The organism is Sphingomonas gellani (assembly GCF_900110035.1).
In the GTDB taxonomy this organism is placed as follows: Bacteria; Pseudomonadota; Alphaproteobacteria; order Sphingomonadales; family Sphingomonadaceae; genus Sphingomonas; species Sphingomonas gellani.
In genome coordinates this window covers 835584-846347 of sequence record NZ_FOCF01000001.1, presented here as the reverse complement: position 1 = coordinate 846347, position 10764 = coordinate 835584, and the positions used below count along the sequence as shown (strand labels likewise).

Sequence of the window (10764 nt, the reverse complement as noted above, 5' to 3'; positions counted from 1 at the left end):
ATGGCGGGCAGTGCCCGGCCAGCATCGCCAGCGCAAAACCGCCATGGACCGCGAGCATCAGCCGACCACTGCCGTGTCGCCGGCGAGCAGCCATTCGCCCGGGCGGATGCACTTGGCATGCAGGCTCGCCCACTGGCCGGCGGTGCCGTTGTGGCCGAGCCGGTGGTGCAGCACCTCACCGTTCGCCGGCACCAGCCGGACGGGCGCGGTGCCGATCTGATCGGCGAGGATCAGCGTGCCGACCGCTGCCCCGGCGGGCAGGTTGAGCGTGATCGATGCCGTGGCGGCGCCGTTCGACACCAGCAGCGACTTGCCGCCATGGTCCGCCTCGGACAGCGCCCACGGCCCGGCGCCGGACAGGTCCTGCACCAGCACCTGGCGCAGGACCGCTTCCCAGCTATCGAGCAGCGCGCCGAAGCGGGTGACGAGCTGGGCGAAGCTCGCCTGATCGACAGGATCAGCCATCAGTCTTCCCTCGGTTGCAGGGTGCCGTCGATGACCTGGTGCGTCGCGTCATAGTCGGCGCGAAACTCCGGCACCTCGATGTACGCGGGGCCACTCAGCGCGATCGATCGCTCCGTACCGCGCACGGTCTGGATGATGCGGCCATCGGCCGGATCGTAAATGACAGCGATCATGGGCTACACCGTGTACTGCTGGCCGTTGGCGCGAATGGCACGCTGGGCGAGCGTGACTGCTGTCGACGCCTGCCACATGGCGGTGACGACGTAGTCCCCGGCTGCCGACGCATAGTAGCTGCCAAAGGACTGCACACCGCTGGTGCCCTCGACACCTCCACGCGGGCTCTCGTCCAGCTGGTGGCCGTTGACCTGTATCTCCAGATGCCAGGGTGCGGGCGTCGACGTGAAACCTTGCTGGATCGACACATCGATGTCGATCCAGCCCGGCTCGGCAAGCGTCACCACGGCCCGCAGCACCTCCATCAAAGGGAGGGGGTCGCCGGACGTGCTGCTAAAGGTGCCCTGCACTGGACCGGTCGCTTTCGCCCGCGCGGGCACGACTGCGGTGTTGACCCAAAGCCTTTCGACCGCTGCCGCCTTCAGGCGCCATACGCCGCCTTCGTAGGTCAGGGCGTTGATCGGATTGCCGCCATTCTCGTCCACGAACAGGAAACGGCTGGCGACGAAGCTCAGCTGGTCGAACCCGCCGCCCGCGATGCCCTCGATCCCGACGATGCTGCCATCCGCGCGCGCCGAGAACAGGAACTTGCTCGTCTTCGCGCTGCTGTCGACTTCCTTCAGGAACGCAACGAACTGCTTCACCCCGTCCACGTCCGAACCGAGCGCCTCGACCTCTACCCGGATCGGCCGACCATCATCTGCGTAGACGATCCGGTCCGTCTCGCCGCGCCACACGCCGGAGCGCATCTGCTCGGCTGCGATCATGGCGATCGCCGCGTTCAGGTCGGAAACGACCTCCACACCAGATTTGCCCGTCCAGTCGTGCCACGCGTCCGGCAGGTGGTCGCGAGTCACATCGGCATTGTCTTCAGGCTTGCCGGGGCCGACAACGCCATCCTGCCAAGGCACCTGTGTCTGTCCGGCCGTCACCGGTCCGAGGATCAACCGACCGCCGGTGCCGGGGTCTTTCCGGTACGACACCGCAACCTGGTAGACGCCGCCATCCTTCACGTCAGTGATCGTCAGCTGCTCCGCTTTCGGTTCCAGCGTGGTCACCGTTAGCCAGCCGGTGCCGGCATCCTGCTGCCCGGTCGACTCTCGATACTCGACCACGATCCCGGAGATCACGTCACTATCCGCCGCACCGCTCAACAGCAGCACTGGGCGGGTCGCGCCATTCTCGCCCGTGATCATGCCGCCTGCGAGCGACCATGCCGAAGCCCCAGGAACAGGGATCAGCGCGGGTCCGCTCACCCCCGGCGTTGCCGGCGGAGTGCCGGTCTGGCCAAGCGCGAACGGGTGCTTGCCGGCCGTTTCCGAACGGGCCGTCATGGTCACCGTGCCGTCCTGCGGCGACAGCCCGCGCTGAAGCAGCAGCAGGTCCTGATTGACCAGCCCAAGCTCGGGAAGCGTCGCTGTCACAACGTCACCAGGCCGGTAGCCCATCCACCGCAGCTTCAGGGGCAGGGTGACCGGTCCGAACTCGCGCGCGTTCTCGATGTCATAGCGCGCTAGCTGCTGACTTTGCGTCAGGTCCTGGACGAGGCTGTATTCCACCTCCTTTTGGCGCTGTCGGCGGTCAAAGGTGACGTAATCGGCCACCACCACCGGCGAGCCGGCTACTACAGTCCAGTCGTTCGCCTCAGACCGGTAACGCGGAATAATGGCGTTGATCCGGTCACGCCGCGACTGGGTTGCTTGAACGCTCGCCTCACCAACCACATCCCCGACCGTGATCGTCGCCAGAGACACGCGGGGCGTGTTGACCAAGCATCCGATCTGCGCACCCAGACGCAGCGGCTCACCACCACCCGCCTGGAGCATCTGCTTGAACGCATTCCACTTGTCGTCGGTCGAATAGACGACGCCGCCCAGCTTCCAGCCGTTGGCGTCAGCGACGTTTGCACCCTCGACGAATTGCGCCATGATAATGCCGACGACGGGAGCGCCAACGCCCAGCACGACCTTGCCGTTCGCGCGCCGGCCGACCAGCCACGTCAGGGCATGTAAATACGGGTTCTGGGACCATTCCCATGTGCGTTCATCGTTGATGCGGTGCGCGCCACTGCCGCCCGGATATGTGCTGTCACGCCGTGGATCGTACACACACGCCCAGCGGCCGACCCAACCAATATCCGGCGTGGAAGTCAGGGTGTGGTCACCCTTGGTGTCGAACTTCAGCGTGACAACTGTCGCGGCATAGCCAGACAGCTTGCAATCCGCCGACCACCCGGTGGGCGCACCAGGCGCGCGGGTCAGCGCGCTTGCCTCTGGCGTAGCGCCCAGCTGATAGCCTGCCCACATGTACCCGTAGTCGGGGATGTTCACGACCGCGCCCGCCCCGATCGCGCGGGGTTCCTTGTCGACGAACATCTGCTCGATCGCGGCGTGCGGACCACCGCCCGACAGTACGGTCACCAGCGTCTGGTACTGGTTATCCTTACCCCATGCCTTGCGGTAAACGATGTTGCCGGACACGTAGGTGCGGCCCATCGCATAGGGGATGCCGGCCTGCGGATCGGCCTTCCAAGAGGTTTGCGATCCACCCTGGCTGGGCTTGGGTGCCAGCGCCGAGGCACCGAAGCTCAGTCCGGCTGCCGCAACGCCGGCCAAGGTCGCCACGGATGTCAGCGTGGTTGCCGACAGGCCCGCGAAGCTGGCTGCCGTAGCGGCGGTCGTCGCGGTGGCGGCCGTTCCGGCCGTCCCGATCAGGCCGGCGCTGGCTGCCGCCCCAACCCCCGTCGCCGCCAGCGCAACGGCGCCGACCACGACAGCCGCGGTTGCCAAAAACTTCGACATTCAGAGGCGCCAAGCGGATACGAGGTGGACGTGGCGAAGCACCGTGGCCCCTGCCGCATGCTCGTGAAAGCCGATCATCGCCTCATTTCCCAGGAGAACGCCGAGCGCTCCGAACACGTCACCACTGTCGCCCATGACGATGTCGCCGACCCATGCTTCAGCCGGGGCGACCCGCTGCAATCCGATAGCGTCCAGCGCCTCGGCCAAGGTCGCGAACCCAAGTCGCTTCAAGGCTGCGCGCGCCGCAAGAGCGCTGCGGTAGCTGCCCGCCTTGGCCAGTTGGGGCTTGTGCCCCATCTGCCTGAGGTGGAACGCCGCCATGCGCGCGCAATCGTTGCTGCCCCAACGGAACGGACGGTCGCGGAACCGCGCCAGCGTTGCCTGGGCAGCGGCAACCCGCCGCACCATTTCGGGAGAGGCTTGCTTCACCGCTTCACTCCCGAAGGATTATCGCCACCCCAGTAGATCTGCTCGTCTACGCCCGTGACGAAGGACATGCCCCGCTCTCCCGGCCAGACATATCGGTGGAAGGTGTCGGACAGCCGAGCGCCGTCGTCGGAGAAGAAGAAGTCTTCGAACGCGCTCGTGATCTCCAGTTCCAAGAGGCGACTGTTCGGTCCGGCCGTCAACTTCGGCACGTCGAGTGCGCCCAGAAAGATCAGCAGCGGTTCACCAATCACGAGGCCATTGCTTGGCTCGACCGCGCCCAGCCAGATCGACACGGCCGCGCCCTGATGTTCGGGACGAGCGAGGTCGGCCGCAGCCGCATCGCCGGCCGGGACGAGGGTCAGCGAGATGCCGGGCGCTTCGTCGCCAGTGCCATCGGTCAGATCCTCGACCGAGTGCAGAACACCATAGGTGGCATCGCTGCCGGTAAACGTCTTGCCGTCGAACACGATGATGCCGGAGCCGGTCAGCAGCCGAATGGTGTGATTCGGCAGCACGATCTCCACCGCCCCGAAAATGGTCGGCGTAGGACCGGTGAGCGCCTGGTCGAGCGCGGGTGACATGCTGGTCATGCCGCCTCCATGATCGTCAGGGCCGAAGGCGAGGCGCGCGCGATTGCCCATTCCACCGACGCTTCGCTCTCGCCCAGCGTGCCCTCGATATAGGGCTGCGCGAACTCGCAGGTGGCGCCGCTGTTCGGGCTGATACGAAGCATCGGATGAATCGGTAACAGCATGGTGCCCGACGCGGTCGCGGTCACGTCGGCGCTTGCGCAGTGCAGATAGCGACGGCCAGCGAAGATGATCGAGAAGAACTGCCCTTCCCGCACGACATAACCAGCGGTGAAGCCCCGCAGCTGAAGCGAGGATCCCTGCTGGCCAGCCCCGTTTACCACCGGCGTACCCGGATTGCCGATCTCCAGCCCTGGCTGCGGGAACGGGAACAGCGCGCCTTCGCGCTTCGCCCGCCGTACCCGTGCCATTAGGATGCGTGCGTCAGGCTCGGGTTTCAGTCTTGGATAGTTGATGACCAAGGCGAACCGATCCCCGATCCTGTTCAGTCGCTGCGACGGACCGCCCATGGGCGGGGTCAGGTCTGCGCCCCAGTCGATCAGCTTGGGGACGGCCGTCTGGGGCATACGAGGCTGGGGAAGCTCGATCGACATGGCTCAACCTCGCGACAACGACCGGCGCCGGGTTCGCGCCAGATCGCGCTGCGCCATCTGACTGCCACCAGCAGCCCCGCGCACGGCAGCACCGTTCGCCATGGCGTTCATCTGGTCCAGCAGGTCCTGCGTCACCACTGCGCCGCGCAGATCGAAGTGGAGGGCGCCGCCACCGGCCCCGTTCTCATTGGCCGTCATCATCCGCCGCGTTTCGGCGGCGGGGTAGATGCGGGTGCCGTTCGGGAGGTCAGCGATCTCCGGGCCGTTCTCGTTCACCCAGGTCAGCCCGCCGGACCAGCTTTCCGTGCCCGACGCGTTCTTTCCCGTCTTCTTCCCGAACAGGCTGCCGATGTTGCTGATCGCACTCGACAAAGTCGGCAGATCCTTGTTGCCGTTGATCATGTTCTTCAGCGGGTTGATGAGGGCGAGTTTCAGGAACTCGCTTTTGATATCTTTCAACACCGCCTTGCCGGCGTCGCCCCAATTGTCCCAATTGCTCGGGTTCAGCACGTCGTCTACCAGACCGGTGCCGAACTCGCGCACCTCGTCGATCGCGGCTGCGGTGATCTTCAGCTTGGCGTTGACCTGATCCTGGGCGTCGATAGCGGCAAGCCGGGCCTGCACGTCGGCCGCATCCATATCCCCGAACCGACGGCGGATATCCTGCTGAACGCGCAGCTTGGCAATTTCGAGGTCGCGCACGTCGCTGCTAGCGCCGACCAGCTGCAACTCACGGGCGGACAGTTCCAAGGCGTCCTGTTCGTCGCGCTTAGCGTCGCGCAGGTAGCGGGCACGATCAGCCGCAAAGCCCTGCCGTGCCTCGTCCATGCGGCTGTTGATGAACTTGCGATGATCCGCCGGAGAGGCAAGATTGTCGGGATCGATCTTGCGCAGTTCGGCCGCTGCTGAACGCTGGGCAGCGCTCACCGCCGCGTCGACCGGGCTGGCGTCCAGGTCGCCCATCGCGGCCTTCAGATCCTCCACGCGTTCGATGCTGGCGCTGATCGACTTGTCCAGCCCCGTCTGCGCTTCGACCTTATGCGCGTCGGTCAATTCCTGACGATACTGCGCGATGACGCGGTTCAGCACCTCCAGGGCCGATCCTTGCGCCAGCGTCTGCAACTTGATGAGCGGGCGGAGCGCCGCTTCGTCCGACAACGCATTGGCCATCCCCTCGGTGGACAACGTGCCGTCCTGCACCTGCTTCAGCACGTCGGCACGGGCGCCCGTCTCTTCGTGCAGGCTCGCGACGGACTTCGCCCCGTTGGCGATGGCTTCCGCCGTCTGGAGGTTCATCTGACGCCGCGCCTGCGCTTCGACATCAATTCCCTTGCGGGTGGCATCGGTCGACGCCTTGCGCAGCGCCTCGGCCGACACGCCCGCCGCACTGCTCTTCAGATAGGCGCCGGCCACGTCCAGCGCCGCACGCGCGCTGACCTCCATGGACTGGGCCTCCCGGGCGAGCGCCTGGGCATGACTGGCCCCGCTGCGCGCCGCCTGGCTTCGCGCGCGATCGCCGGCCGCGACCGCACGCGTATCGGCATCGGCTGCGCTGATGACCGTGCCGGCCAGTTCCAGCCGCTGGCGCTGCGCGGAAAGCGCCGCCTTTTCGGCCGGGGTCTTGGCTGCCGCCAGCTTGGCGTCCAGCGCCGCCAGCTGGTTGGACTTCTCCTGTCGTGGGATGAAGGTGTCGATCGCGTGGGTGTAGGCGCTAAGCGTCTCGGTCAGCTGCCGGCGCTGATCAGGCGGCATGTCGGTTGCCAGTGCCGCACGCAACTTGCCGGCAGCGCTGCGATAGGACCCCAGCTGATCGGCGCCGCTGAAGCGATCGACTATGGCCTGTCCTGCGGCTCGGTCGCTGTTCGCGGCATTGCGAGCGGACCGGTTTGCCTCCTGCCGCATCTGCCCACGCAGGTCGGCAATCTGGCGATCGATGTCGGCCTGGAACGCAGCCGTCGTCGTGCCGGTCAGCATCTGCCCAACACTCGGCCCAAGCGCGCGGCGGGACTGAAGGCTGGCGATCTGATCCTGTATCGATCCGCCCGTTGCCGCACGGTCGATCGCCTTGCCCAGCCACTCCCATGCACCGGCAGCGGACAGCTTCACATTGTCCCAGCCGCGTGCCAGCGCGTTTGCCTGGTCGGCTGCACCGCGCGTGCCATCGGCCACGGCATCAATCAGCGCCTTCTGCGCCTCTTCCAGCCGGTTTTCCTCAATCAGCTTGCCGATATAGTCGGCGGTCGCGGTGCTGATCCAGCCGTACCGCTCGGCCAGCATCTGCGCACCGGCAATCGGATCGGCCAGTGCGCCGTCCAGCTGCTTGGCAGCGCCCGCCGCATCCTGTCCCGTCGCAGCCGCGAAATCCTTCGTCGCCACGATCAGATCGGACAGCACCGCCTTGGTCGCATTGCCCGACTGGACGTAGGCTTGCTCGATCTCGCGCGCCGCACCGACCGTCATGTCGCCGGCACGCGCCGCCTGCTCGGCCACCTCCTGCAACTGCTGACCATCAAGGCCCAGCGCCGCGCCCGACCCCATGCTGAGCGATTGCAGCTTGGCGATAGACCCGCTGTAGTCCAGCCACGCTTTTGCCCCGAGCGCGACGGCAAGCGTCGTGGCGCCGATTGCGACGGTGGTGGGGGTCAACAGCGACCGCACCTTGGCGAGGCCCCCGGCGACGCCGCCATCGTCCATCTCCAGCACAGTCGCGACATCGCCGGCCTGCTGCATGAAAGCCCGCATCGGGCTGGCGCCGGCCAGCACGCTGTCCATGAAGTTGCGCGCGGCGCCGGCCCCCACGACCATCTGCATGCGGTTGAGGCCAAGGGCGCTGGTGTGCCCCTCCAGCGCGCGCCGCGCCTCGTTCAGCCGCTGCCCGGATTGCTTGACCGCCTCGCCATGCTCCGCCTCATTGATGAGACCGCGTGACAGGAGGTTGTTGTGGCTCGCAAGCTCGTCATCATAGCGCTTCTGCGCTGCCCAGAGTGGGTCCAGCTGCGCGCGCAAGCGCGTGGCGGCCGCCTCGGCTTCAGCTTCGGCCTTGGCGGTGCCGTCCAGCCCGCGCCGGTTCTCATCCAGGCGCTGGGTAAACAGCCGCATAGCGGACGCATGTTCCTCCGTGCTGATCGCGCCCGCCTTGTGCAAGGCATCGGCAGAGGCAACATCGGCGCTGTACCGCGCCTGGGCGATCGACAGGGGATCGAGCGCGGCACGCAGCTTGACCACCGCGGCAGTGCGATCCTCGTCCGCGCGCGTCGCCAGACGCTCGGCCTCGGCTGCCGCCTCGAACACCGCAGCAGACTCGCGCGCCGCACCGGTCGAACGGTCGAGGTTTACGGTCGCGAACTGTCCACCATTGCCGCGCTGCGACAGCGCTTCATCCAACGCGGACTGCTGGCCGACGCCGGCTGCTGCCAGCTTGGCCGCGTTCGCCTGCTTGCGGAACGACGCCAGTTGCCGTTCGGTGAACTGGTCCGCCGCACGAGCCGAGCGTTCGGCCGCGTCCTCGGCCGCGTCAGCGACGCCCGCCATCGACGCCTGACCAGCCGCCTTCACCTCGGCGAAGTCGTTCTTCACCTCCGCCTTGCCATCGGTGCGAAGCTGGAACCCGACACTACGCATCGGCATGGTCGTCCTCCTCTTCTTCATCGCCGGCTTCGGCAGGGTTGATGATCGCCGCCTCGATGCGCGGCAGGATCTCGGTCAGCATGGCGGTGTCGGCGCACACCGACTGCGCCATCATCATCACGGCGGTCACATCCAGTCCAATTGCACGGGTGGTGAAGCCGTCAGGCGTCGGGATCGTCGCCAGCCGCAGCTGCGATCCGATCCCGGCGATCAGTTGCCAGAGACGCTCGCCCTCGTTCGTCCAGGCTTCGTGGATTTCGTACGCGCAGGCCGGCTCGCCTGTGTCTTCGTCCCGGCAGCGCCCTTCCTTCCCCGCTTGGCAGGTGAGGTGGCAGTACCTTGTCCCGGCGTCGCCCCCGCTGAAGTGCCATTCAGCGAGGGCGCAAAGCCGTTTTTTTCCGCGTCCCGCTCCGACCAGGGCAGGACGTATTCCCGATCCGCGGCCTCCACGAGACGGGGTTCCGTGAGGAAGGCCGAGATGCTGCCCGGCTCGACCCCGGTCACCTTGCCCTCGGCGTCGGTCAGATCGCGATCGTGGGTAGGCTCGATCGGCGCAAGGTCCGCACCGACGATGCCGGTCCATGCGAGAATGTTGTGCCGAATGATCTCGGCTGTGAAGGCGTCGCCCGCACGCTCGGCGACGTTCGGCTGCCCATCCCGCAGGATGGTTGCCACGGCCCGCCGTGCCGCGCGAAGCGACAGCGGCGACGGCTGCGCATTGAACGTCACGGTTACTGCCGGCCGGTCGCCAGCGGCATCGACCAGCGTCTTCGTGACCGGGACCGGGCTGCCGAGCGCATAGCTCACTGATCGGTGACCTCCGCCTCACCTTCCACTGGCTCGACGACGGGAGGCTCGATCCACTCCATGCGGATCTTGCGCTCTTCCTCGACGATCTTGAACGCGTCCTTTTCGCGAACGAGGTTGCCGTCCTGCACGTCGTAGCGCCGGACGGTTCCGGCCCCGGCATCGGCTTCGATCACCTGCGGGATCGTCTCGCCGGTGGAGGCGTCGACGACCCGGATATTGCGCGCGATGTCGTCGGGCAGGCCGCCCGAAATGACGTAGCTGGGCGGGGCGGGCAGTGCCGGGGCAGCGGTTTTCGCCATGATCTGGTCCTTTCCGGGTTCAGGCGTAGGAGGCGACGTCGTTGGTCAGCACGACCGTCAGCTGCGGCCCGCTTGCGCCGGACGCCTGCCAGTTGAAGGTCGACTGGATGCCCTTGGGGCCGCTGATCGGCCGCTTCGGCTTGGGCAGGAACACGCGCGGCAGCGAGAAGATCAGGCTGCCGCCATCCTGCTCCCAACCGAAGCTGAGCGCGGCCGGCAGCTTACCGCGCGCCTTGCTGAACAGCGTGCCGCGCGGGCCACGCGCCGTCAGCGAGCCGCTCGACATCGCCTTGCCGGGATCGACGCCCGCGATGCGACCATCGGCGCGGATGACCTCCACCTTGTCCAGCTGGTTGGAATAGGAGAAGTCGGCCGACACGATGTCGGCCGCGACGCCCCCCTCGACCTTCACCTGGCCGACCGCCTGGGCGAAACGCGGACCGCGCAGCGAAGCCGGCGTGCCCGCGATCGTCGCGACGACCGGGTCCGTCTCGCCCTGCGCGATCAGCGACAGCGTGGCGTTGAGCATGCCCGACCGGGACAGCGACACCTTCAGCGAGTTCACCACCGCACCGTAATGCGTGCTGAAGCTCGGCTCGTCGGGCGTGCCGATCTCGATCGACGTGGATGGGATCGACGCCGCACCGGAGGTGAAGGTGTGGGCGAACTTGCCACCCGCGACGCCTGCCGTGTTCGGCGTGCCGAAGGTCTGGCGGAGCCAGAATCCGATCCCGCGCAGGTCGACGGGCACGACCAGGTCGCCGTCATTATTGATGACGTCGTAGGTCGGATCGAGGCCCTCGCGCCCGAAACCCAACTGATCGTCCTCGATCAGCGCCTGTTCCTCGCCCAGCCCATGGCTGACGAAGGGAAGGCGAAAGAAGTTCGACGCCGGGGTGGCGCCGTAAGTGGTTTCGGCCGCGGCCGACATGACCGCGTTGATGCCCAAAGGTCGGCCCATGGGTGTCTCCTCTTA

At 66.8% G+C, this 10764-nt stretch carries 11 protein-coding genes; all 11 read right to left on the bottom strand.

All coding sequences use genetic code 11. The features are described from left to right. Positions 1 to 57 precede the first annotated feature (57 nt). Complete coding sequence (locus tag BMX37_RS04365) at positions 58 to 465, bottom strand: hypothetical protein (RefSeq protein WP_093664179.1); 408 nt, start codon at positions 463 to 465, stop codon at positions 58 to 60. Continuing rightward, positions 465 to 638 (bottom strand): hypothetical protein, encoded by a 174-nt coding sequence (locus BMX37_RS18685; RefSeq protein ID WP_170841822.1) that lies wholly within the window; start codon positions 636 to 638, stop codon positions 465 to 467. The genes BMX37_RS04365 and BMX37_RS18685 overlap by 1 nt, the downstream gene beginning before the upstream one ends. Positions 639 to 641: 3 nt before the next feature. Further along, positions 642 to 3440 (bottom strand): phage tail protein, encoded by a 2799-nt coding sequence (locus BMX37_RS04360; RefSeq protein ID WP_093664178.1) that lies wholly within the window; start codon positions 3438 to 3440, stop codon positions 642 to 644. Beyond that, entirely contained in the window at positions 3441 to 3869 is a 429-nt protein-coding gene (locus tag BMX37_RS04355) for a DUF6950 family protein (RefSeq protein WP_244501370.1), read from the bottom strand. After that, complete coding sequence (locus BMX37_RS04350) at positions 3866 to 4459, bottom strand: hypothetical protein (RefSeq protein WP_093664176.1); 594 nt, start codon at positions 4457 to 4459, stop codon at positions 3866 to 3868. The genes BMX37_RS04355 and BMX37_RS04350 overlap by 4 nt, the downstream gene beginning before the upstream one ends. After that, a complete protein-coding gene (locus BMX37_RS04345; RefSeq protein WP_093664175.1) occupies positions 4456 to 5052 on the bottom strand; it encodes a hypothetical protein in 597 nt (198 codons plus the stop codon). Before BMX37_RS04345 ends, BMX37_RS04350 begins: the two co-directional genes overlap by 4 nt. Positions 5053 to 5055: 3 nt before the next feature. After that, positions 5056 to 8679, bottom strand: a complete 3624-nt coding sequence (locus BMX37_RS04340; protein WP_139197994.1) for a phage tail length tape measure family protein — start codon at positions 8677 to 8679, stop codon at positions 5056 to 5058. Further along, entirely contained in the window at positions 8666 to 8815 is a 150-nt protein-coding gene (locus tag BMX37_RS18680) for a DUF7697 family protein (protein WP_425288432.1), read from the bottom strand. The genes BMX37_RS04340 and BMX37_RS18680 overlap by 14 nt, the downstream gene beginning before the upstream one ends. 74 nt (positions 8816 to 8889) lie before the next feature. Next, positions 8890 to 9486: a hypothetical protein gene (locus BMX37_RS04335; RefSeq protein ID WP_093664173.1), complete on the bottom strand. Its 597-nt coding sequence runs from the start codon at positions 9484 to 9486 to the stop codon at positions 8890 to 8892. Continuing rightward, positions 9483 to 9788 carry a hypothetical protein gene (locus BMX37_RS04330; protein ID WP_093664172.1) on the bottom strand — a complete coding sequence of 102 codons (306 nt, stop codon included), beginning with the start codon at positions 9786 to 9788 and terminating at the stop codon, positions 9483 to 9485. Before BMX37_RS04330 ends, BMX37_RS04335 begins: the two co-directional genes overlap by 4 nt. Positions 9789 to 9807: 19 nt before the next feature. After that, positions 9808 to 10749 carry a phage tail tube protein gene (locus BMX37_RS04325; RefSeq protein ID WP_093664171.1) on the bottom strand — a complete coding sequence of 314 codons (942 nt, stop codon included), beginning with the start codon at positions 10747 to 10749 and terminating at the stop codon, positions 9808 to 9810. Between the last annotated feature and the right edge of the window lie 15 nt (positions 10750 to 10764).

Coding starts and splice junctions, on each gene's coding strand:
- BMX37_RS04360 (WP_093664178.1), bottom strand. CDS start 3,440: ATGTCGAAGTTTTTGGCAACCGCGGCTGTCGTGGTCGGCGCCGTTGCG.
- BMX37_RS04350 (WP_093664176.1), bottom strand. CDS start 4,459: ATGACCAGCATGTCACCCGCGCTCGACCAGGCGCTCACCGGTCCTACG.
- BMX37_RS18685 (WP_170841822.1), bottom strand. CDS start 638: ATGATCGCTGTCATTTACGATCCGGCCGATGGCCGCATCATCCAGACC.
- BMX37_RS04365 (WP_093664179.1), bottom strand. CDS start 465: ATGGCTGATCCTGTCGATCAGGCGAGCTTCGCCCAGCTCGTCACCCGC.
- BMX37_RS04330 (WP_093664172.1), bottom strand. CDS start 9,788: ATGGCGAAAACCGCTGCCCCGGCACTGCCCGCCCCGCCCAGCTACGTC.
- BMX37_RS04325 (WP_093664171.1), bottom strand. CDS start 10,749: ATGGGCCGACCTTTGGGCATCAACGCGGTCATGTCGGCCGCGGCCGAA.
- BMX37_RS04340 (WP_139197994.1), bottom strand. CDS start 8,679: ATGCCGATGCGTAGTGTCGGGTTCCAGCTTCGCACCGATGGCAAGGCG.
- BMX37_RS04345 (WP_093664175.1), bottom strand. CDS start 5,052: ATGTCGATCGAGCTTCCCCAGCCTCGTATGCCCCAGACGGCCGTCCCC.